The organism is Parazoarcus communis SWub3 = DSM 12120, from assembly GCF_003226565.1.
GTDB lineage: Bacteria > Pseudomonadota > Gammaproteobacteria > Burkholderiales > Rhodocyclaceae > Parazoarcus > Parazoarcus communis.
Window position 1 is genome coordinate 54,931 of the sequence record NZ_QKOE01000009.1, and the last position, 23,093, is coordinate 78,023.

Below are 23,093 nucleotides of genomic sequence, written 5' to 3' on the forward strand. Positions count from 1 at the left end.
ACGCCGCCCCTCGATGAGGGACGGCGTGGAGCTTAGTAGTGACGCAAGTCTAGCGTGAAAGGGAACTCCGGGTGCGTGCGAACTTCCCCGATCGACATCTTGCCCGGAGTGTGCCCGATGCGGAAGAAACGCGCCATCCGGCGGCTTTCGGCCTCGAAGGCATTGACCGGGAAGGTGTCGTAGCTGCGCCCGCCCGGATGCATCACATGGTACTGGCAGCCGCCGATGCTGCGCTGGTTCCAGGTGTCGACCAGGTCGATGGTCAGCGGGCTATCCACGCCGATGGTCGGGTGCAGCGCGGAGGAGGGTTGCCAGGCACGGTAACGCACGCCTGCAACAAACTCGCCGACTGTGCCGGTGGGTTGCATTGGCATCGGTACCCCATTGCAGGTCACCACGTAACGGTCAGGTGCGGCGCCGGTGAGCTTGACCTGCAGGCGTTCCAGCGACGAATCGACGTAGCGGACCGTACCACCGGCCGAGCCTTCCTCGCCCATGACGTGCCAGGGTTCGAGCGCGGCGCGCACCTCGAGGGACATGCCCTTGACGGCAAAATCTCCGTATTTGGGGAAGCGGAACTCCAGGTGCGGGGCAAACCACTCTGCCTTGATCGGGTAACCGTCAGATTGCAGGTCTTCGATCACATCGCAGAAGTCCTGCCAGACAAAGTGCGGCAGCAGGAAGCGGTCGTGCAGCTCGGTGCCCCAGCGCACCAGCTTGGGCGGGGTGTAGGGGTCTTTCCAGAAGCGGGCGATCAGCGCACGCAACAGCAACTGCTGGGTCAGGCTCATGCGCGCGTGCGGAGGCATTTCGAACGCGCGCATTTCCAGCAGGCCAAGGCGGCCAGTGGGGCCGTCGGGCGAGTACAGCTTGTCGATGCAGAACTCGGCGCGATGGGTATTGCCGCTGACGTCGATCAGCAGGTTGCGCAGCAGGCGATCGACCATCCACGGAGGGCAGCCATTGGGGGCGCTTTCGATGACCCGGCTCATTTCCTTGAAGGCGAGTTCGATCTCTGCCACCGAGTCGTTGCGCGCTTCGTCGATACGGGGGGCTTGGGAAGTCGGACCGATGAACAGACCAGAGAACAGGTAGGACAGGCTGGGGTGGTTGTGCCAGAAGCTGATCAGGCTGCGCAACAGGTCGGGCCGGCGCAGGAAGGGGGAATCCGCAGGCGTCGCGCCACCCATGACAAAGTGGTTGCCCCCACCGGTGCCCGTGTGACGACCGTCGACCATGAACTTCTCGGTCGTGAGTCGTGAGTAGTGTGCTGCTTCGTACAGATGGGTGGTCTGGTCGACGAGCTCGTCCCAGCTGCTTGCCGGATGAATGTTGACTTCCACCACGCCGGGGTCGGGGGTGATGCGGAAATGCTGCAGGCGTGGGTCGCGCGGCGGCTCGTAGCCCTCGAGGATGACGGGCTGGTTGAGCCATTCTGCGGACGCTTCGACAGCGGCAACGATCTCCAGGTAGTCCTCCAGAGTCGCGACTGGCGGCATGAAGATGTAGAGCGTACCGTTACGGGCTTCGGCGCACATTGCGGTACGGGTGATCCAGCCCGCGGACTCCTTGCTTTGCGGACGGCGATCGCTGCTCTCTGCCAGGTTGCGGGCAGGGCCGCGGGCGGGAGCATGGGTTTTGCCATTGCCACCGTCACCCAGTGGGGCCGTACTGCCCGGGACGGCTTCGCCACGGATGTTGCGCTGCAATGCGGCGGCATCCAGGCCGGAGGCCGGGCCAAACTGATGGCGCAGTGCGGCGTGTGCGGGTAGCGGCGCAAAGGTGTCGAAGGGGTCTGGCTGGTGGATCCACGGATAGTCGCCCGGGGTGACCCAGGGAAGCGAGTCCAGTGGCATGCGATAGCCCATCGCCGAGTCACCCGGGAACAGGTAGCAGCGTTCGCTGCGCAGGAACCAGGGGCCGGACTGCCATTCACCCGTGGCCGGGTTGCGCGCAACCGGGAATGCGTAGCCAGTGACCTTGGTCAGGCCCTGGGTGTAGACCTTCATCAGGCGTTCGCGCTCCATCTCGTCGTCCAGCCGGGCGTCGAACGGATCGACGTTGGCCGGCAGACGGCGCTCACGCCACATGTAGTAGAAGACATCTTCATAAGCCGGAAAGACGAATTCCGGCGACAGCCCCAGGCGGTCGGCAACGCAGCGCAGGAAGCGCCCCGCGATGATGTCATCGGCCCCGCTGGGCTGGCTTTCGTTGGCGATCAGGTCCTGGCGCGACCACATGGGTTCTCCATCCTTGCGCCAGTAGCAATTCAATGACCATCTCGGCAGCTGCTCACCCGGGTACCACTTGCCCTGGCCGAAGTGAACCAGACCGTTCGGCCCATATTTGTTGCGTAGACGGTGATACAGGTCGGTAGACAGGCGTTTCTTGTCCGGCCCCATCGCCGCGGTGTTCCACTCCGCACCGTCGGGATCGTCCACCGATACGAAGGTGGGTTCGCCACCCTGGGTCAGGCGCACGTCGTGCTCGACCAGTTCGGCGTCGATCGCATGGCCTAGCTGTTCGATCTCGACCCACTGTTCCTCGGAATACGGTTTGGTGACGCGGGGGGCCTCCCAGATGCGGGTGACCTTCATCTCATGCTCGAATTCAACCTCGCATTCGTCGAGCGCGCCGGTGATCGGTGCGGCCGAGGTAGGGTCCGGCGAGCAGGCAAGCGGGATGTGGCCTTCGCCGGCGAACAGGCCCGAAGTGGGGTCGAGTCCGATCCAGCCCGCACCGGGCAGGTAAACCTCGCACCAGGCATGCAGGTCGGTGAAGTCGGCTTCCGGTCCGCTGGGGCCATCCAGCGACTTGACGTCCGCTGTCAGCTGGATCAGGTAGCCGGATACGAAGCGGGCGGCCAGGCCCAGGTGACGCAACAGCTGAACCAGCAGCCAGGCCGAGTCGCGGCAGGAGCCGGATTGTTTTTCCAGGGTTTCTTCCGGCGTCTGCACGCCGGGCTCAAGACGGATCAGGTACTTGATGTGCTGGTACAGATCACTGTTTACCTTGACCAGAAAGTCGACGCTGCGCTGTTCGCTACGATCGATGGTGTCGAGGTAGGCCTGGAACTTAGGCGTCGCCGGCAGTTTGAGCAAGTACGGCGCGAGTTCGTGACTCTGCCAGTCTTCGTACTTGAAGGGAATGGTTTCCGCGTAAGGTTCGAGGAAGAAGTCGAAGGGGTTGATGACCGCCATTTCCGCGACCAGATCCACTTCGATACGCAACTGCGTCGTCTTTTCGGGGAAGACGAGTCGGGCAAGGTAGTTGGATTGGGGATCCTGCTGCCAGTTGACGAAATGGGTTTCAGGCAACACACGCAGCGAATAGGACAGGATGCGGGTCCGGCTGTGCGGTGCCGGGCGCAGGCGTACAACTTGCGGACCGAGGTTGATCGGACGGTCATAGTTGTAGGTGGTGACGTGAGACAGCGCCACGTGAATCGACATGAAGACTTCCTCTTGGTCAGGCTGGATGAGAATGCAAGAGCAATTCCCGCGCCATGGTAAGTGTTTGATTTAGGAATGCAAATGATGCTTCGATGCACCGGAATGGTGCGCGCCCTGTTTTGGGGCGCACCGTAATCGTTCAGGGTCTTTGCGGCGCCGTCATGCCACGTGTGCATCGCTCCTGTAATACACTGGTCGTCCCCTGCAGAACATCCATAAGACGAGGCGAAAACATGAGCGTCATCGATATCGTCCGCCCTGCCCATTACCGTTTGAAGGCGATTCGTCAGGACATTCACGCCCATCCCGAACTTGCGTTTGCCGAGCACCGTACCGCGGACATTGTCGCCCGGCACCTGGAGGAGGCCGGCATCGAGGTTCATCGCGGTCTGGGTGGAACCGGCGTGGTCGGGGTCATCCGCAGTGGTCGTGGGCTGCGTGCGATCGGCTTGCGCGCCGATATGGATGCACTGCCCATCACGGAGCGCAATACCTTTGCGCATCGTTCAGTGCACGAAGGCTGCATGCATGCCTGCGGCCACGACGGGCACACCACCATGTTGCTGGGTGCGGCGCAGGTGCTGGCGGAGCGCAAGGGTTTCGACGGCATTGTGTATGTGATCTTCCAGCCCGCCGAAGAGGGCGATGGCGGTGGGCGGGTCATGATCGAAGATGGCCTCTTCGAGCGTTTTCCGATGGAGTCCGTCTACGGCATGCACAACTGGCCGGGGATGCCCGCGGGGCATTTTGCCGTGCACGACGGGCCGGTGATGGCCAGTGCTGACCGTTTCGACATCCGCATTCTTGGGGTGGGTGCCCATGCGGCAATGCCCCACCTGGGTGTGGATCCGATTGCGGCGGGTGCCGCCCTGGTTCAGTCCATTCAGACCATCGTATCGCGTACGCTCGACCCGAACGACGCTGCGGTGGTGTCGGTCACCCAGTTTCATGCAGGTGAGGCCTACAACGTGATTCCGGACCGGGCGGAACTGTCGGGTACGGTCCGTGCCTTCTCCGAAGCGGTGCAGGATCGTATCGAGGCCCGTCTGCGTGAATTGTGCAATGGCGTGGCGGCGGCGTATGGCCTGAACGTCGAGTTTGCCTATCGCCGCGGCTATCCGCCGACGATCAATAGCTCGGCTGAAGCCGCGTTCTGTGCGGAAACGGCGCGCACTCTGGTGGGCGCCGATCGTGTCGTCACCAATGCAAGACCCAGCATGGGGGCAGAGGACTTCGCCTACTTCCTGCAGCGCAAACCTGGCGCCTATGTGTGGATCGGCAATGGGCCGGGCGAGGGTGGCTGCACCCTGCACAACCCCAACTACGACTTCAACGACGAGATCATTCCGGTGGGCGTGGCCTACTGGGTGGAGCTTGCCCGACGCCTGCTGCCCGAAACACGTTGAACATTCGGGCCGGACGGGCGTCCATAGGCCTGTCCTCTCCGTTCAGGAAATACGCATGATCTTCCGTCTGGCTTTTCGCATGATGTTGCGCGACTTTCGCGCTGGCGAGCTTCATCTGCTGGGTCTTGCCATTGTGATTGCCGTGGCCAGTCTGACCAGTGTCGGTTTTCTTGCCGATCGGGTCGGCCGGGGGCTGGACCGCGAGGCCAACCAGTTGCTGGGCGGCGATCTCTTGCTGCGTGCGGATCAACCCTGGGATGTGAGCTTTGCCGACGAAGCCCGCCGACGGGGCCTGCAGGTCGCAGGCACGGTGTTGTTCACCAGCATGGCGACCACCGATGACAGCGCGGTGCTGGCGGGGGTCAAGGTGGTGGAGCAGGGGTATCCGCTGCGGGGTGCGATCCGTATCGCCCCTGGCCCCAACCTGCCCGACGCAAGGGCAGATGGCGTGCCCCGGTCCGGCGAGGTCTGGCTGGATGAGCGCTTGCTGGCAGAGTTGAAGGTGCGCGTCGGTGACCCGGTTGATCTGGGAGAGCGTACGTTCCGGGTGGCGGGCATGGTCAGCTTCGAGTCTGATCGTGGCGCCAACTTCTTCAGTCTGTTGCCGCGGGCGATCTTCAATATCGACGACCTGCAGGCGACCGGCCTGATCACGGTGGGTAGCCGGGCGACCTGGCGTCTGCATGTTGCAGGCTCACTGGAGGCGGTGGCCGACTACGAGCAATGGGCGAGGGCGCACCTGGGCCGTGGACAGGCGGTGGAAACCATCGAGAACGCCCGTCCCGAAGTTCGTGGCGCGCTTGACCAGGCACAGCGTTTCCTGCGGCTTGCCGCACTACTCGCCGTCGTGCTGGCTGCGGTTGCGGTCGGGTTGTCGGCACGGCGCTTCATGCAGCGCCACCTGGATGCCTGCGCGGTGATGCGCTGCCTGGGGGCGCAGCAGTCGCGGGTGCTGGGGATCGTGATCGGCGAGTTCCTGCTGTTCGGTTTCGTGGCATCGGCATTGGGTGCGGCGCTGGGTTGGTCGGTGCAGTGGGGTTTGGGCGGCGGGCTGCGTGAGTTGCTGGCGACGGAACTGCCCGCGCCCTCCTTGTTGCCGCTGGCGCACGGTCTGGTGGTGGGAATGGCCTTGCTGATCGGCTTTGTGTTGCCGCAGGTGTTGCGACTGGGGTCGGTGCCGACGATTCGCGTACTGCGCCGCGAAATTTCGGCGGCCGAGCCCTTGTCTTCCGGCGTCTGGCTGGCCGGGCTGCTCGCCTTGCTTGGGCTGATCTTCTGGATCGCAGCCGATTTTCGTCTTGGCCTGGCGGTGGCCCTGGGTTTTGCAGTGGCGCTGGGCGTGTTTGCACTTGCTGCCTGGGGGGTGCTGCGCCTGGCGGTACGTTCCCGAGGGGTTGGCAGTCTGCGCGGTGGCGGCTGGCGCTATGGCATTGCCGCATTGGGACGGCGCATGGGCGGGAGCGTCATTCAGGTGGCGGCGTTGGGCATCGGCATGACGGCCTTGCTGTTGCTGACCCTGATCCGGGGCGATCTGCTGGCCGACTGGCGAGGCATGACACCTGCTGACGCGCCGAATCGGTTCATCATCAATATTCAACCGGATCAGCGTTCAGGTGTTGAAGAGGCGTTCCGGGCTGCAGGGCTGGACGTGCCGGGCATCAATCCGATGATCCGCGGACGCATGGTGTCAATCAATGGTGAACCGATTCGTATCGAGCGTTACGAAGAAGGTCGAACCCGACGCCTGGCTGAACGTGAGTTCAATCTGTCCTACGGAAGTGTATTGCCGTCGGGTAATGAGGTGGTGGCCGGGCGCTGGCATGGTGAGGCGGGTGCGCCCGGTTTCTCGGTCGAGAAGGGACTGGCGGAGACCTTTAGCTTGAAGGTGGGCGACCGGGTCACGTTCGAGATTGCCGGTCAGCAGATTGAGGCGCCGATTACCAGTGTGCGTGCGCTCGAGTGGGATTCGATGCGGGTGAACTTCTTCTTCATCGCCTCACCGGGCCTGCTCGAATCGGCCCCTGCGAGTCTGATCACCAGCTTCCACCTGCCATCGGGCGAGCATGCCTTTACCACCCGGTTGGTCAATCAGTTTCCCAATCTGTCGGTCATCGACATTGGCGCTGTGCTCGCCCAGGTTCAGGCAATGACTGACAAGCTGATCGTGATTGTCCAACTGGTGTTCGGTTTTGCTGTATTGGCGGGGCTGGTGGTGCTCTATGCAGCGCTGCAGTCGACGCATGATGAGCGCGAGTATGAGCTGGCCATGCTGCGTACCCTGGGTGCGCGCCATCGCCAGGTCAGACAGGCCTTGGCGGCGGAATTCCTGGTACTCGGTGGGGTGGCGGGTGTGCTGGCAGGTGTCGGCGCAAGCGCAATTGGTTGGGCGCTGGCGCAGTTCGTGTTTAGGATGAATTATGTGCCCAGCCTGTGGCCGCTGGCGCTTGCCGCGCTGGTCGGGGCGGTCGGTGTCATGCTGGGCGGCTGGCTGGGGACGCGCAAGCTGTTGTCGACACCGCCCTTGGGCAGTTTGCGGGCCTTGGGCTGATATGGATCTGATGCTGAGTGAGTCCGGGCCGTGGATCGGTGGGCTGCTGTTACTGGTCGTGCTGCTGCAACTGGTGATGATGTTGCGCGCCCGGAGGCTGGAGCGCAGTGTCGGAGCACAGCTTGGCGAGCAACTGGACCAGCGGTTTGCTGCCCAGCATCGCGAGTTGTTGCGTGATCTGCATGAGGGGCTGTCGCGACAGACCGACCGCATCGGCGAACACGCGCGTGCCGATCGTGAAGTGCTGCAGCGTGGTTTGGCGGCTGCGTCGGTACAGCTTTCGCGCAGCATCGAGGCGTTGACGCATTCGGTGGAGGGGCGCTTGCAGACCCTGGCCGGACAGGTCAATCAACGCCTGGACGAGGGCTTCCGCAAGACCAACGATACCTTCGCCAGTGTGATGGCACGGTTGGCGACCATCGATGAGGCGCAGAAGAAGATCGATGGACTGACGACCAATGTGGTCAGCCTGCAGGAGCTGCTTGGCGACAAGCGCGCACGCGGTGCATTTGGTGAGGTTCAGCTTGAAGCGCTGGTGCGCAACATGCTGCCACCGGATGCCTTCGAGTTTCAGACGGTCTTGCCCAACAATACCCGTGTCGACTGCGTACTCAAGCTGCCCGCTCCGACGGGGCTGGTGGCGGTGGATGCCAAGTTTCCGCTGGAAAACTACCACCGCATGTTAGACAGCGAACTGGCCGACAGTGATCGACGTGCTGCGCAAACCGCGTTCAGGGCCGATGTACGGCGCCATGTGGATGCGATTGCGGGCAAGTACATCCTGCCGGGGGTGACGTCGGATGGGGCGATGATGTTCTTGCCCGCCGAGGCGGTTTTTGCCGAGCTTCATGCCTATCATCCCGAGGTCGTTGTCTACGCCCAGAGCCGCAGGGTGTGGATTGTGTCGCCTACGACCCTGATGGCAGTGCTGAACACTGCACGTGCGGTGCTCAAGGATGTGGAGACGCGCAAGCAGATCCACGTCATCCAGGATGCGCTGGGCAAGCTGGCAAAGGACTTTCACCGCTTCGATGAACGCATGAATGCGCTTGCGCGTCACATCGATCAGGCCAGCAAGGATGTTCAGGACGTGCAGACCTCGAGCCGCAAGATCAGCGCGCACTTCCAGAAGATCGAATCGGCCCGGCTTGACGAACTCGAGGCTTTGTCCGGGCCGGCTCAGCCGCCGATGTAGGACATCTCGATCTTGGGGCGGCTGGCGGTTGCTGCCGTGCGGATCTCCGAGTAACGGTCTTCACGCCGCTGCCACACCGATGCAATGGCCGCATCCAGCTGGGCATCGTCTGCGCCCTGGCGCAACAGGCCGCGCAAGTCGTGCCCCTGCTGCGCGAACAGACAGGTGTAGAGCTTGCCCTCGGTGGACAGGCGAATCCGGGTACAGGTCGAGCAGAAGGCCTGGGTCACCGAAGAAATCACGCCGATCTCGCCACTGCCATCCGCATAGCGCCAGCGTTCCGCGACCTCACCTTCGTAATTGGGGTCGATCGCCTGCAGCGGAAAATGGGCGTTGATCCGCTCGATGACCTCACGTGAGGGTAGTACCTCGTCCATCTTCCAGCCGTTGCTGGAGCCGACATCCATGAATTCGATGAAGCGCAGGATATGCCCGCTGTGGCGGAAGTGGCGTGCCATGGGGACGATGTCCTGGTCGTTGGTGCCACGCTTGACCACCATGTTGACCTTGATTGCATCGAAACCGGCTGCTTCTGCCGCCGCAATGCCTTCAAGTACCCGCTCGACCGGGTAGTCGGCGTCGTTCATGCGCCGGAAGGTGGCGTCGTCCAGCGCATCCAGGCTGATCGTGACCCGATGCAGCCCGGCATCACGAAGGGTGCGCGCCAGCTTGGGCAGCAGCACACCGTTGGTGGTCAAGGTCAGTTCGACACCGTCTAGCCTGGCCAGCATCGCGATCAGACGCTCCACGTCCTTGCGCAGCAGGGGCTCGCCACCCGTGATGCGGATCTTGCGCACGCCAAGCGCGACGAAGCGGCGCGCGATCGTGTGGATTTCCTCAAAGCTCAGCAACTGGTTGCGCGGCAGGAAGGGGTAGTCCTTGTCGAAGATCTCGCGCGGCATGCAGTAGATGCAACGAAAGTTGCATCGATCCGTGACCGAGATGCGCAGGTCGCGCACCGAGCGGCCACGACGGTCGAGCAACGGGCCCTCCGCGGCTGCCTGGTATTGACGGGGCTCAGGCATCTCGAAGGCCTGCTGGATGGGGATGATTTTCATGGCTGCTCTGGACTGTTGCCGGTTTCCACCGATCGTGCCGCCGACTGTTCCATATTGCCTTGTCGGCGGTCAAGTGCGTGACCAAAGTATGCGCGATCACGTCCGCTACCCAATCCGGGGCGAGTTGTGACGCGGATCACGGCGAGCTTCAGGTCTGCGGGTTCACCCGGTAGCGATAGACGAACTTTTGTGAGAGATTAGGTCATAAGTAGTAGAAATGCCGTTAACGTCAGATTTCGACATATTTGATAGCGGCATGTGTGATGAAGGACACAGAAAGTGAATGCACCCATGGATCTCGCCCCTTATAAAACCGATACCCGGGCACTTTACGAGCGTTTCCCGCACCTGCGGCGCATCGACCTGATGTGGGGCAGCCGGGAAGGTCGGTCGTTTCTGTCCAGCCTGCTGACGGATACGCGTGACGGCAAGCGGCAGGGTTTTCCGGTTGAGCATGCGCAGACCCTGATGCGTCTGTTAATGGAACATGATCGTGTGTTCCCGCAATTCGACGCCGATAACGTTGAGGCCCGATGGGGTGACGATCCCCACCGGCGCTACGCAAAGCTGTAAGCACTGCGGACTTGCGGCGCGAAGCGGTTACGGTAAAGATGTCGGCACGTCCATTCCCGATCGGGTTGGAGCATCTTTCCGTTTCGGCTTTCGGAGAACAACAACATGGCCGATATTGCGCCGCTGCCGGCTGCATCACTGCGCGTACGTTGTGCGCCAGAACAATTCGAGTTCGAAACCACTGCGACTGTTGAGAGTCATCCCGGCGATCTGGGTCAGGCGCGCGCCATGGAGGCGCTGCGTTTTGGTCTGTCGATCGCCCATTCCGATTACCACGTGTTCGTGCTGGGCGAGGCCGGTAGTGGCAAGCATGCCACCACCTTCCGCCTGCTGCGGGAACGTGCGGCGACCGAGCCGGTGCCGCCGGACCTGTGCTATCTGCACAACTTTGACGAGCCGCTGCACCCCCGTTTATTGACGCTGCCCGCCGGACGCGGTGCCGTCCTGCGGTCCGAAATGCAGACCTTCATCCGCGAACTGGGGCCTGCGATTGAGGCTGCGCTGGGTAGTGATCCGCATACCGAGCGCATCGATGCATTGCAGGCTGCGCACAAGAATCGGGAAGAGACAGCCCTGCGCGAGATTGGTGAGGCGTGCGGTGCCGAGCAGATCTCCTTGCTGCAGACGCCTGATGGCTTTGTCTTCGCGCCTTCCCGGGAGGGTGAGGTCCTGACCCCCGAGGCCTTCGAGGCATTGCCCGAGGCTGAACGAAATTCCATCGAAGAGCGTGTCGCACACTGGAGCGATCAGCTCGAAGACCTGTTGAACGAGTTTCCTGGCTGGCGCAAGGCCTTACGTGAGGCTTTGGTGCGGGCCGAGCACGAAGCCTTGTCGCCGGCGGTCGCGCACCTGATGCGCGAGATGCGTGAGCGCCACGCCGACCTGCCCGAGGTGCTGGCCTTTTTCGATGCGGTGACCAAGGATGTGCTCGACGCAGCCGTCGATGGCATCGTCGCCGACGAGGATGAAGAGGACGCTGACAGCGAGGAGAGCAGTCGCTTTAGCCGTTACCAGGTCAAGCTGCTGGTCGATCATGCAAGCTCTACTGGCGCGCCGGTGGTGTTCGAGAACAACCCGGGTTATGGCAACCTGATCGGGCGTATCGAACATGTCGTTCAGCAGGGGGCACAGGTCAGTCATTTCAATCTGATCCGTGCCGGCGCCATGCACCGTGCCAATGGCGGCTATCTGGTGATCGACGCGGAGCGTCTGCTGACCCAGCCTTTCGCCTGGGAAGGGCTCAAGCGCACGCTGCGCGCAGGCGAGATCCGTATCGAGCCGCCAGCCGAGGCGCAGGGCTGGAGTGGCTCGCTGACCCTGGAGCCCCAGGCGATTCCGTGTGCCCTGAAAGTGGTCATGATCGGTGATCGCGATCTGTATTACACCTTGATGGAGCACGACCCGGATTTTGCCGAGCTGTTCAAGGTGGCGGCCGATTTTGACGATGATCTGCCGCGAAATCCTGAGAACGAGCAGCAGTATGCTCGGCTGCTGGCCATGCTGGCGCGTAATGCCGGATTGCTGCCGCTGGACCGCGCGGCGGTGGCACGCTTGGTCGAGGAGGGGGCTCGGCTGGCAGAGGATTCCACCCGTTTGTCCTTGCAGACCCGGCGCCTGTCCGACCTGATGCGTGAGGCCGACCACTTTGCGCGCAATGCCGGCGCTGATCGTGTCGAGCGGGCTTCGGTAGAGGCTGCGCTTGCGGCCCGGGCACGTCGTTGCAGCCGCTATCCGTCACGGGTACGTGAGTCCATGCTGGATGGCACGACGCTGATTGCGACCAGCGGCAGCCGGTCGGGGCAGATCAACGGACTGGTCGTCATCGAGCTTGCCGGTGAGCGCTTTGGCCATCCGATGCGGATCTCTGCCACCGTTCGCATGGGTGATGGTGATGTGGTCGACATCGAGCGTGAGGCAGAGCTGGGCGGATCGATCCACTCCAAGGGAGTGTTGATCCTGTCTGCCTTTCTGGCTGCACGCTATGCCCGGCATCAGCCTTTGTCCTTGTCGGCCAGTCTGGTGTTCGAGCAGTCCTACGCACCGGTCGAGGGGGATTCGGCATCGCTGGCCGAGCTATGTGCGCTGCTGTCTGCGCTCACCCAGTTGCCGATCGAGCAGCGTTACGCAATTACCGGCTCGGTCAATCAGTTTGGCGAAGTGCAGGTGATCGGTGGCGTCAACGAGAAGATCGAAGGCTTCTTCGACCTGTGTCAGGCACGGGGACTGGATGGTCGCCAGGGGGTGGTGATTCCGGCGGCCAGCGTGCGTCATCTGATGCTGCGCGAGGATGTAGTGGAAGCCGCACAACAGGGCTTGTTCCACATCTTTCCGGTGAGCACCGTGGACGAAGCCATGACGGTGCTCACCGGTGTGCCGGCTGGTGAGCCAGACTCGAAGGGGGTGATGCCCAAGGGTTCCCTCAATCACAAGGTTGCCTGCGTACTTGCTGACATGACTGCCGCAAGGCATGCCTATGCCGAAGGCGATGGAGAGGGGCGCCGTCGCCGTCGCACGCACTGAGCGACACCTGGGCGTGCAGGACGGCAGCCTACGGGCTGTAGTGCGTGGGACGTTCCTCTGCATTACAGCCTTTACTTCTCTTCCTTCTCGTCTTCCTCATCATCGCTGATGACTGCATCGACGCCCGCTGCAGCAACGTCGACGGTCGTCCCGACCACAGTGGCGCCAACCTTGACCGTTGTGGCCACCACAGTCACGGCGGCGTCTGCAACCGCAATCACGGCACATCCTGGTAGCGACAAGGCAATCAGGGCAGGTACGAGCAGGTATCGGAACATGTGTGTTGCTCCAGGCTTGGCTTGGGTCTGATTGATGGGTCTGACACGGTCGATTTCAGGCTGCCCGTATCCATTCCGCAATCGTCGCCGTCGTCGGAATCCGGCCTGACGATACCAGCTTTCCACCGATCACCAGCCCCGGGGTCCTGAGCACGTCGTGGGCGAGGATCTCGTCCATGGAAGTGACCTTCAGGACTTCGGCTTCGATACCCGTCGTGGCAAGGGCCTCAAGGACGAGTTCTTCCAGCTTGCGGCAGTTGGCGCAACCGGGGCCGAGCACCTTGATTTCGAGCATGATCAGACTCCTTTCAGTGAGGACGTGTGGCGGCTTGCGACCGACAACAGCATCGCCAGCAGCGCGATGAAACCCGCCAGGTAAAGCGCGAGCATGAGCAGCGAAGCGCCGTCGATCCAGGCGCCGTAGATGAGGCCAGCAGCGGCGCTGAAAAGCGCCACCAAACCAACGTAGGTAAACGTTTTCTTGCGCCCGATGATCGCCGAGATGATCAGGATGCTCTGCAGCGACAGCTCGGGGTCGGACATCAGGTAAGCCAGCAGCGGGCCGCGGTGCATGCCCAACTCGAGGAACATCTTGGCGATCGGCACCTCGACCAGGGTCGGGAAGTACATGAATACGCCGAACACTACGCCGGCCAGGTTGCCAGTAAGCGAGTTGGTTCCCGCCACCATTTCGATCCACTCTGGCCGGATCAGCACGCGGATCATGCCGACGATGAACACGCCCACCACCAGTAGCGGGAAGATCTGCTTCACGAAGCGCCAGGACTCCCATAACCAGTCGCGCAGCTCGTCCTCGTTCAGACGGTGGCGCACGATGAAGTGCAGCGCTCCGAGTGCGGCGGTCACGCCGAAGAATTTGCCGGTCAAGCCGATGCGCAGCCCGCCTTCCACCGGCTGCACCGACAGTGCAGCCACCAGCAGGGTTGCCGCGATCAGTCCAAGGCTGATCCAGGTCCAGGCGTTGGTGCCGTCGATGATGTTCTCCAGCCCGCGCCAGGCGGCAAAGCCGATCGCACCTAGCAGCCCGATCAGCGCTACGCCTTGCAGCGACACTCCCTCCTCGCCCTTGGTAGCGTCGTAGGGCACCAGGCGGTCGAGCATGACTTGCCAACCTTGTGCGTCCCCGATCGGCAGGTTGAAGTTGAAATAGGTCCCCGTCAGCACGTCGAGCTTGAGCGTCCCCGCCAGCAACAGCGCCACCCATAAGAACAGAAACACCAGTGCCATGCGCCCCATCCCAGTGCCCTGCGCACCAAACGCGGTGTCGGTTGCGCGGTCGTGTGCGGCGTCGTCGGCGCGGAAGATAAGCGCCATGATCAGGCCGATGCCGATGCCGAAAGTCAGCGAGAGCAGAAAGCGCGCGACGGCGAGATCAGGGCCGATGATGCCGCCGGTGTAAACCAATGCCAGAATGTTGGCGGCCGGCGCGAAGAACAGGAAGGTGATCGCCGGGCCGAGCCCCGCACCTTTCTTGTAGATACCGGCGAACAGCGGAACGATGGTACATGAGCACACCGCGAGCAGCGAACCCGCGGCGGCGGCCGCAGGATACGACACTGCCTTGCGTGAGTTGCGCCCAAGGAAGCGGGTGACGGTTTCCTTGGGAATCAGCGCCGACATCGCGCCGGCGATGAAGAACGCAGGTAGCAGGCACAGCAGCACATGTGCTGCGAGGTAGGCGGCCAGATTGCCCAGCCCGCCGTAAAGCACGGGCATCACCCAGGAGAGCACCATGTCCATTTCACCCACTCCAGCAAGAAATCCTGCAACCTGATATTCGGTCGACTCGACCCACAGGCGATACCTGATCGCCTATCCCGTCGCCACCAACCAGCCTCAACGATGAAGACGTTGAAGCGGGAAAAAGGATGCAGGGTTCAGCCAAGCGGTGGGCGCGGTACGAAGCAGCAGACCTTTCCATCCTCATCGAGCTGGACTTGGCAGGCACATAGCAGCTGCGCTCGAAGCCGCTGCCGCGCACGTCGCACGCGCGACTTGGCAGCCGGCAACGACAGGCCTTTGAGCTCGGCGAAAGCCTTTTGAGTCATTCCGTCAATGTCACAGCACTCGAGAGCCTCGCGGTCTTCAGTCGCAAGCTCACTCAGCACACGCGGCAGGCAGGCGGATAGCTGGTCGACCGGCGCCAGTTCGCCTCCAGCCTCGTCCAATGCAACGAGGTTGTCGGGCAAGGGCTGGCTGAAATCTTCGCGCCGGCCATTGTCGATCACGATATTGCGTGCCACCTCGAACAGCCAAGCGCGTGGATTGTTAACAGCGCAAAAGCGCTCGCGCTGGCGCATCGCCTTCAGGAATAGGTCATGCAGTACATCCTCGGCCTCGGCCGGCTGGCGGAGGCGATGCCGAAGGTAGCGCAGAAGCTCAGCTTCATGCGCCGACCAAGCCTCGAGCAAGCATGGGACCGTCATGCGGGCACTCCTGGTATCGTCAGATCGATTTCTGATTCACACGCGCCAGCAAATCGGCCGCGCGGTCCTTTCGCGGTAGCGATCAACCAGGCAGGGCGCGATGTCGCAGGTCAACAGCGTGAACTTCACCAGTTCCTCCATCACGTCCACAACGTGGTCGTAGTAGGCCGAGGGCTTCATGCGATCCTGGTCGTAGAAGTCTAGGAAGGCTTTCGTCACTGACGACTGGTTGGGGATGATCAGCATTCGTATCCTGCGTCCGAATACGCGCATCAGGTTGATCGCGTTGAAGGACTGCGAGCCGCCGCACATCTGCATCACTGCCAGCGTCTTGCCCTGGGTCGGGCGCACGGCGCCGACCGACAGCGGTATCCAGTCAATCTGCGTCTTCGTGATGCCGTAAATCACGCCGTGGCGCTCGGGGAAGCACCATACCATGCCCTTGCTCCACTGCGTGAGCTTGCACAACTCAACTACCTTGGGGGGGGATCGGGGGCATCGTCGGGCAGCGGCAGGCCGATGGGATTGAAGATGGGAGTCTCGGCGCCCATGGCGCGCAGCTTCTTTCGTCATGGCTAAAGGAGCTCGCGCGCAGCGACCCTTAAAGCAGCGCGATGCGTGACAGTTGGGGGGAAGACGTCCGGACGGAGGCCCGAGATCTGGGTGTGGCGGATGCGGAGGTTCTTATGCACCGCTTTCAGCACCGACGCGAGGCAGTTTGTCGTGCGAGAGGCCGCTGTGACGATTTGATCAAGTGCCGGATCGCAGGCTTCGATGCCTACTCTCATGTCGGAAGTCATTATTATATTTTTAGAATAATTGAAATATGGAAGCGAGCATGCGAGGACAGTGTGAAGATCTCGTAGCGAACCAGTGCGCTCGCCACGAGTACATCACGCCTTTGCTCCTCTTGCACGACTACACTGAGCAAGCATGTCAAACCTCCCGGCAAACCAATGATCAATCACGCCTGCAACCTTTTCCGATGTGCTGTCCGCCTCTCCATTGGGCTGGTCTTCGCTTCGCAAGCGCTTGCCGACGAGGGCTTCAAGCTTGTCCACCACGAGCTTGCAGGCGGCGTTCATGCACTCCTTGGCCCGATCGGCGGACGCAGCCATGAGAATCATGGCTTGAATGCCAACTTCGGGATCATCGATACTGCCGAAGGCGCGGTGCTGATCGACAGCGGCGCGTCGCTGCAAGGGGCACGTCTGCTCGAAGTCGAGGCTGCCCGCCTCACGGCCAAGCCAGTGCGGTGGGTCATCAATACCGGTGCTCAGGACCACCGCTGGTTGGGGAATGGCTACTTCCGCAATCGCGGTGCCGAAGTCATCGCCCATACGCTCACCGCCGCAACACAGCAACGCAATGCACACGCGCAACTCGACAGTCTGCGTCTGGTGCTCAAGGAACGGTTCGACGATACCAAACCGGTCACCGCAAACCGCCTCCTCGAAGGCGCACACATAACGTTGAATCTTGGCGGCCGGCAGATCGAGGTTCATTACTTCGCCGATGCGCATTTCCCGGGCGATGTGGTTGTCTGGCTGCCCGATAAGCGCATTCTGTTCGCGGGCGATCACGTCTACGTCGATCGATTGCTCGGCATCCTGCCGCAGAGCAATGCCGAAACATGGCTTAGTGCTTTCGAGGCGCTCAAGGCACTCGGTCCGGACCACATCGTTCCCGGCCATGGTTCGGTGAGCGATCTAGGCAGAGCGCAGGCTGACACCGGCGATTACCTCGCCTTCATCGTCAATGGCATCAAGCCCTTGGCCGAAGACATGGTGGGTGTGGACGCGGCCGTCGCCCAGCTCGGTGATGCACCACAATTCGCCCGCCTCGCCAACTACGAAGAGTTGCATCGGGGCAACGTGAGTCGGGCGTACCTGCGCCTTGAGGCCGCGCAGTGATCATGGGTACAGACTCGGACGATTTCAGCTTCACCCGGCAAGTCGGAGCACTCGACGTGGCCGATGCGATCAACCAGGGTTGCGACTGCCGCAGCCTTGACCCTGAGCGCTTGCGCCAGCAACTAGAGGCCGAGCCGAGCCTGCTCGGACTCGCCGCCGAGATTGGCCACAACCAGCCACATCTGTTCTCCGCAACCGCCGTGTTCATTGCGCCCGAAACCCTCCAGGCCATGGCGCACATCGTCACCGCGGTCGAGTCGGTCGTTGCACTGCCTGCCTACCAGGCCATGGCGCTCGATCGCGCACCACCAATTGCCTGCGTCGATCACGGGCCCAAGTCGGTGTTCATGGGCTTTGACTTCCATCTGGGGGAAGCTGGGCCCCAACTCATCGAGATCAACACCAACGCGGGCGGGGCCATGCTCAACAGTGCCCTGGCGCGGGCGCAAAAGGCCTGCTGCGAGCAGATCCGGCCTTTCTTGCGGCCGACTGCAGAGCTCGAGACGCTCGACCAGCACTGGCTGGACGATTTTCTCGCAGAATGGTCGCTGCAGGGGCGAAGTGGCAGGCCCACAAGCGTGGCCATCGTCGACGAAGATCCATCGGCGCAGTATCTGTATCCTGAGTTCCTGCTTTTTCGCCACCTCTTCCACAGCGCGGGCATCGACGCCGTGATCTGCGCTCCTGCTGAGTTGTCCTTCGATTCGGGTCGCCTGATGCATGCCGGCGTGTCGATCGACTTGGTCTATAACCGATTGACCGATTTCTACCTGCAGGCTCCGGAGCTGGCGCCCTTGCGCGCTGCCTACGAGGCCGGTTCGATCGTGCTGACCCCACACCCGCGCGCCCATGCTCTGTATGCGGACAAGCGCAACCTCGTCATCCTGAGCGATGCCGCACAGCTTGCCGAGTTCGGCGTTCTGCAGCCCGTCATCGACCGCCTCGTCACCGGGATCCCCTGCACGGTCGAAGTCACGCCCGAGCGGGCAGGGGCCTTGTGGGCAGCACGGCGTAGCCTGTTCTTCAAACCCTTTGCTGGCTTCGGCAGCCGTGCGACCTACCGGGGTGACAAGCTCACGCAACGCGTCTGGCAGGAAATTCTCGCCGGTGGCTATGTCGCGCAAAGTCTTGCCGTCCCATCAGTGCGGAGGGTTGCGGCTGATGGGCAGAGCAGCGATCTGAAGCTCGATGTCCGTGCTTATGCGTATGCTGGCTCTATCCGTTTGGTCGCAGCGAGGCTTTACAAGGGACAGACAACCAACTTCCGGACGCCCGGAGGAGGGTTTGCGCCCGTGTTTGTGACCAGTGCGAACGATCAGGCCGAGATCCTTGAGCACCGCCAGGAAGAAGCCCGCGGTATTGACCGACTTGCCAACGAAGACGGACCTCAATGACGCTGCGGTGATCGGGTCCTGGCTATCCAGTACCTCCATGATGTTGATGAACGGAATCCACTCCTGGTTGAAGTAGCCTTTTCCCGAGTTCTGATACACCCGCAGCTGGATCGCCTCGCCAATGCAGCCCATGTGGTAGGTGAGCTCCGAGCGTCCGGAAAGGGAAGGGCAGGTGCTGACTTTCAGGATGCGAACTGCCGGCGCTTCGGGTTGAGGTTCCGGTCGTGTCTTCCTGGCCTTTGCCGGTTTGGACGGTGCCGTAGCGGTTGCAGCCTCGATGGCTTCAGGTGATGTATCGGTGACGTGATCGTTCATGCTGTCCTCCAGTGCGTGCTCAGGGGTGGTGAGTGATGCCTTATGCGGTTGCAGGTGATGCGCCTTTCGGGGATCTCCCATATAAGATGGCTATATTTCCGCAACCGACCTTCAGGCCTTGTGCGCCCATGGATGCGACAACATCGCCAGTCCGTTGAAATGTCCCTGCAGGACGGTGCTCAGCTCGACCTCCTTCACCACCTCGTAGCCCACTGAGCGCAGTCGTTCCGCCGTCATTCGACCTCGATGACACACCAGGAACTGGGTGACCTGGTCTCGGGTGATGGAGAACACATCGACGTCCAGCAGGGCAGCGGGATGGCGCTTGAGCAGATCCAGCAGTGCCAGGGCCTCCGCCAGTTCCCGGTTTTCTCCTCCATCGAACTCCATGACGCCGGCACGCTCCTCGAAGGTCTCCCGGCCTTCTGCCGACAGGGACTGAACCAGTTCATCCACAAGTGGATTGATACTTTTGGGGTGGGGCATCTTTCGGTCTCCAGAAATGAAAAACGCCACCGGGTGAGGGTGGCGTCTTCAGGTGGGTGGTAGGTGGCGTATGTCGGCCAATGGACAGGTCGTCACGGGGTCTCCTCGGCAGGCTGGGCATAGGTGGCGCAGAACGAAAGCAGTTCTGGGGCGATGTCCTCGGTCTTGGGAATGAAGATAACGATGCCGAAATCACCCTCCCCGGACACGAACACCATCTCGAAGCAGCAAGCGTGTTCGCCCAAGTATTCAAAGAGTGGCGAGAAGCCGTCATCCCCGAAGCGATGACCGGTGAGGGAATGGGTCAGGATCGGGCAACCCGACACGTTCTCCAGATCGGTTGCGGTATCTCCAGGCTCCACGACGATGAAAACACCGTGGATCTCAGGATCGAACGGTTCGCCTTGGGTAATCTCATTGAAACGACAATCGACGAGCTCTCGAAGCATGGCGTCGGTGATGGCAATGGTTGATGCAGGGTCAGTCAGGGTCAGCATGATGTGGGGCTCCAGTGCGTGAGTGCAGGGGGAGTGCCAATGCGGTGTGATGGGTAGGGTTCCTCCATGGTCAAGACGTAAAAAAGCCCCAGTGACCGGGATGGCCAGTGGGGCGGGCGTCGCTTCGAGCGGTAGGGGCTAGTGGTGCATCGGGAAAATATTTGTCATGATGCTGTGAGAGGCGTCACAGGACGGGGTGTGACGAATGGCTATGCTTCGGGTATGTGAGTCATGGCTCTGGGTTGGCTAGGGGGAGTGGTTCAATTGCAGACTTCGAGGAACATGATGATCTTTTTTCGAGACGCCTGCATAAATGGTCTGCGTGGTGATGACTGGCTGAAATCGGCCAGAAGCCGCCCTTCGGCTGTTCGACAGACCAGCCATATAAACGGCCGCTCAAGTCTGAAATCTGCCTGACAGCGTAGGCGTACATCTCGGCCAAGGCAGACGTCCCGTGAAAGAGAGAGCGAGTACCTTTCTGAGTGATGAAACCGGACAGACTATTCGTACACTTTATCGTTCTATATGCGGGACTAGCCATAGCGATCATATATATTGAGAATGACAGTACCCGACGTAAACTCTGTGCAGGGCTTGATTTAGCATACAATCGCCGAGCTAACGGCCACTCCGGAACTACCAATGAAGATTCGCTCGCTCCATATCAGGAATTTTCGCGGCATCAGTAACGTTGCCCTAGATCACCTACAAGACATGGTAGTGATCGCCGGCCCCAATGGATGCGGGAAATCGTGCATTCTAGACGCGATTAGATTGCTCAAATCAGTTTACGGGGGCTATCAACCAAATGAAATCCATCAGTGGCTAGGCGAATTTCAGCTTAATTTCACTCAGGATCCTGAGGCTTTTTCGAGCTTGAAGCAGGATAGGGATAAAGTATTAAGTATTTCTGCCACGTTCGAACTTCAGCCAGATGAGCGCAATTACCTGAGAACCCATGCTGAGACATTGGTGCGAGAAACGGTTTGGCGCTTGTTGGCCCCAGAGCTTCAGGGCTGGAGCATTATGGATGCAGCGCCTCTCGCTGCACAGGTGCGTGCTAGACAGGAACAGGTCGAGCATGAAACAGCGGAAGCAACTCGCCAACTTCTTGCAGAGCTTAGAGATGAGACGCTGAGCGCCAGTATACAGATACACTCCGGGAGTGGAGGGATTGAAATTACCCCTTCTAAAGCACTTGAAATTGTTTTTTCAGTCTATCGTCCCAACGAAATCGGGGTCATTGAATACAACGGTGCGAAGCGGTACTACGAAAGAGAAACGGTCCAGGGGGTTAACCTTAACCTGGACGCAGCACAGCACCAGCAAAGAAGCCATCATGCCCTCTATAACTACGGGGCCAAGTATTCAAATGTGAAGAGCGAACTGGCCTCGTCATACGTTAAGGAGGCTTTGGCTCATCGGGCAGGAGTAGACTTGGGGGAGTCTCGCTCTCTCACTACAACCCTTCAGGAGCTCTTCACTCAGTTTTTTCCAGATAAACAGTTTCTGGGGCCTGTCGCCACTCGGGACGGCTTGCTGCGTTTTCCTGTGAGAACACAGACAGGAGCAGAACACGATTTGAACGAGTTAAGTTCGGGTGAGAAAGAAGTTCTCTTCGGATATTTGAGGCTAAGAAATTCGGCCCCCAAGAATTCTGTCATTCTCTTGGATGAGCCAGAGTTGCATCTCAACCCCCGTCTGCTCAGAGGACTGCCAGATTTCTATCACAAACATCTTGGAATTGCCCTGAACAACCAGCTTTGGCTAATTACGCACTCCGATGCACTTCTGCGTGAATCAGTTGGGTCAAATAAGTTCTCCGTTTTCCATATGTCTCCAGCAAGTGGCTTTGATCAAGATCAAGCCAAGAAGATCACCATGGAAGTGGAGATGGAGCGGGCAATTGTCGACCTGGTCGGGGACTTAGCTTCCTACAGGCCTGGTGCAAAAGTAGTTATTTTAGAAGGTGAGGACTCCGAATTTGACCGAAAAATGATTGCCACCCTGTTCCCGACGTTTAGCAACGAGGTGAACACGATATCAGGCGGCAACAAAACAGGCGTACAGCGCCTTAGAGACGCAATGTCGAAGGCTATCCAGGCTGGAAATATTCCCATCAAAGTGTTCTCCATCACGGACGCCGACCTAGACGCCCCACGAACAGGAGAGGGGGAAAGTACTTGGAACTGGGATGTCTATCACATCGAGAACTATCTACTTGAACCAGAGATAATTGGAGCAGTTTTAACCGACTTGAGGCCGGGAGCTGAGATACCGGATAAAGAGCAAATTTATGTAGACCTTCGTCAAGCAGCCGCAGAGTGCGTTCATTCTCTTGTGCGACATGTGCTTCAAGCGGAGGTTAATCAGCAACTCGTCAGCCTGATAAACACCAAGACAGGGCCGAATCCGACAGGTATTGCGGATAGTCTTTTCGACGTATTGAGCTTATCGAGACAACGACTTGAGGCTGCTTTTTGTTCGTCGTTTTCAATTGAACTGCTGCGAGCGAGGGAGCAGGAGATTACTACTCAGTTCCGTGCTGCTCTAGACAGTGATTTATGGCGACAGCAGCATAGAGGGCGAGACATACTCAAACGTTTCGCGGGGAAACATGTCAGAGAGGTTAAGTACGAGACTCTCCGCAATTTGATAATGTCCAAGATGGCTACTGTTGGCTACCAGCCAATTGGAATGAAGCGAATCATTGACGCCATATTGGCGGTGTAACGTTCATAGCTCTTACGTTCGCTTGGCAAGGCGGAACGTAGCGGAACTGTGATTAAAAGGCTGCTTTGGCCCACCTGCTGTCCGTAATGGGCCGGCTTGAGTGACGGGTCCGGCCGGTTTCCTGCCGTTGCATCTGTGCTTGCGTGACCGTCGCCATCGGGTCGAATCCAGTCAGTAGCCGATGAGCAGATGAAAAAAACCGATCCTCCAACCTCAGCAAGCGTGCAATCGCCAACCCTTCGGTGGAGTCGCAATGGAACTGTGCGCAGTTCAGCTTG

Annotated in this window: 18 protein-coding genes; 8 read left to right on the forward strand and 10 right to left on the reverse strand. The window is 60.5% G+C overall.

Features of this window, described 5'->3' with window-relative positions; translation table 11 throughout:
- Positions 1 to 32 precede the first annotated feature (32 nt).
- Positions 33 to 3,452 carry a transglutaminase family protein gene (locus tag DNK49_RS13430; protein ID WP_110525379.1) on the reverse strand — a complete coding sequence of 1,140 codons (3,420 nt, stop codon included), beginning with the start codon at positions 3,450 to 3,452 and terminating at the stop codon, positions 33 to 35.
- 233 nt (positions 3,453 to 3,685) lie between these two features.
- Between DNK49_RS13430 and DNK49_RS13435 the strand changes: the two genes are divergently transcribed.
- Genes DNK49_RS13435 through DNK49_RS13445 form a run of 3 tightly spaced genes read left to right on the forward strand, consistent with a single transcriptional unit; the run spans position 3,686 to position 8,601 of the window.
- On the forward strand, positions 3,686 to 4,858 hold the full coding sequence (locus DNK49_RS13435) for a M20 aminoacylase family protein (protein WP_110525381.1): 1,173 nt from the start codon (positions 3,686 to 3,688) through the stop codon (positions 4,856 to 4,858).
- A 55-nt stretch (positions 4,859 to 4,913) separates the two neighbouring features.
- Entirely contained in the window at positions 4,914 to 7,406 is a 2,493-nt protein-coding gene (locus tag DNK49_RS13440) for an ABC transporter permease (RefSeq protein ID WP_110525383.1), read from the forward strand.
- A 10-nt stretch (positions 7,407 to 7,416) separates the two neighbouring features.
- Positions 7,417 to 8,601: a DNA recombination protein RmuC gene (locus DNK49_RS13445; RefSeq protein WP_243632360.1), complete on the forward strand. Its 1,185-nt coding sequence runs from the start codon at positions 7,417 to 7,419 to the stop codon at positions 8,599 to 8,601.
- Here DNK49_RS13445 and moaA read toward each other — a convergent pair.
- Positions 8,586 to 9,659: a GTP 3',8-cyclase MoaA gene (gene moaA / locus DNK49_RS13450; RefSeq protein WP_110525387.1), complete on the reverse strand. Its 1,074-nt coding sequence runs from the start codon at positions 9,657 to 9,659 to the stop codon at positions 8,586 to 8,588. The genes DNK49_RS13445 and moaA overlap by 16 nt on opposite strands.
- A 291-nt stretch (positions 9,660 to 9,950) precedes the next feature.
- On the opposite strand from moaA, the gene DNK49_RS13455 reads away from it, so the two are divergent.
- Positions 9,951 to 10,232, forward strand: coding sequence for a hypothetical protein (locus DNK49_RS13455; RefSeq protein WP_110525389.1), 282 nt, complete (start codon positions 9,951 to 9,953; stop codon positions 10,230 to 10,232).
- Positions 10,233 to 10,337: 105 nt separating this feature from the next.
- The gene (locus tag DNK49_RS13460; RefSeq protein ID WP_110525391.1) at positions 10,338 to 12,752 is read left to right on the forward strand and encodes a Lon protease family protein; all 2,415 of its coding nucleotides are present in this window, start codon (positions 10,338 to 10,340) and stop codon (positions 12,750 to 12,752) included.
- 71 nt (positions 12,753 to 12,823) lie between these two features.
- Here DNK49_RS13460 and DNK49_RS13465 read toward each other — a convergent pair whose 3' ends face one another.
- The 6 genes from DNK49_RS13465 to DNK49_RS24670 form a co-directional block, all read right to left on the reverse strand.
- On the reverse strand, positions 12,824 to 13,030 hold the full coding sequence (locus DNK49_RS13465) for a hypothetical protein (protein ID WP_110525392.1): 207 nt from the start codon (positions 13,028 to 13,030) through the stop codon (positions 12,824 to 12,826).
- 55 nt (positions 13,031 to 13,085) lie between these two features.
- On the reverse strand, positions 13,086 to 13,325 hold the full coding sequence (locus tag DNK49_RS13470) for a thioredoxin family protein (protein ID WP_110525394.1): 240 nt from the start codon (positions 13,323 to 13,325) through the stop codon (positions 13,086 to 13,088).
- A gap of 2 nt (positions 13,326 to 13,327) precedes the next feature.
- Positions 13,328 to 14,791: a permease gene (locus DNK49_RS13475; RefSeq protein ID WP_110525396.1), complete on the reverse strand. Its 1,464-nt coding sequence runs from the start codon at positions 14,789 to 14,791 to the stop codon at positions 13,328 to 13,330.
- Between the two features lie 137 nt (positions 14,792 to 14,928).
- On the reverse strand, positions 14,929 to 15,477 hold the full coding sequence (locus DNK49_RS13480) for a sigma-70 family RNA polymerase sigma factor (RefSeq protein WP_110525398.1): 549 nt from the start codon (positions 15,475 to 15,477) through the stop codon (positions 14,929 to 14,931).
- Positions 15,478 to 15,513: 36 nt separating this feature from the next.
- Complete coding sequence (locus DNK49_RS13485) at positions 15,514 to 16,050, reverse strand: NAD(P)H-dependent oxidoreductase (protein ID WP_481345233.1); 537 nt, start codon at positions 16,048 to 16,050, stop codon at positions 15,514 to 15,516.
- A gap of 320 nt (positions 16,051 to 16,370) precedes the next feature.
- Entirely contained in the window at positions 16,371 to 16,604 is a 234-nt protein-coding gene (locus tag DNK49_RS24670; protein ID WP_243632361.1) for a hypothetical protein, read from the reverse strand.
- Between the two features lie 3 nt (positions 16,605 to 16,607).
- Between DNK49_RS24670 and DNK49_RS13495 the strand changes: the two genes are divergently transcribed.
- Together DNK49_RS13495 and DNK49_RS13500 are read left to right on the forward strand one after the other, a co-directional pair.
- Positions 16,608 to 17,390, forward strand: coding sequence for an MBL fold metallo-hydrolase (locus DNK49_RS13495; RefSeq protein ID WP_243632362.1), 783 nt, complete (start codon positions 16,608 to 16,610; stop codon positions 17,388 to 17,390).
- 2 nt (positions 17,391 to 17,392) lie between these two features.
- Positions 17,393 to 18,784: a hypothetical protein gene (locus DNK49_RS13500; protein ID WP_243632363.1), complete on the forward strand. Its 1,392-nt coding sequence runs from the start codon at positions 17,393 to 17,395 to the stop codon at positions 18,782 to 18,784.
- 426 nt (positions 18,785 to 19,210) lie between these two features.
- Here the strand turns inward: DNK49_RS13500 and DNK49_RS13505 are convergent, their stop codons facing one another.
- Both DNK49_RS13505 and DNK49_RS13510 read right to left on the reverse strand, forming a co-directional pair.
- The gene (locus DNK49_RS13505; protein ID WP_110525402.1) at positions 19,211 to 19,585 is read right to left on the reverse strand and encodes a hypothetical protein; all 375 of its coding nucleotides are present in this window, start codon (positions 19,583 to 19,585) and stop codon (positions 19,211 to 19,213) included.
- Between the two features lie 92 nt (positions 19,586 to 19,677).
- Entirely contained in the window at positions 19,678 to 20,082 is a 405-nt protein-coding gene (locus DNK49_RS13510) for a hypothetical protein (protein WP_110525403.1), read from the reverse strand.
- 642 nt (positions 20,083 to 20,724) lie between these two features.
- Between DNK49_RS13510 and DNK49_RS13515 the strand changes: the two genes are divergently transcribed.
- Positions 20,725 to 22,815 (forward strand): ATP-dependent nuclease, encoded by a 2,091-nt coding sequence (locus DNK49_RS13515; protein WP_110525405.1) that lies wholly within the window; start codon positions 20,725 to 20,727, stop codon positions 22,813 to 22,815.
- Positions 22,816 to 23,093 lie beyond the last annotated feature (278 nt).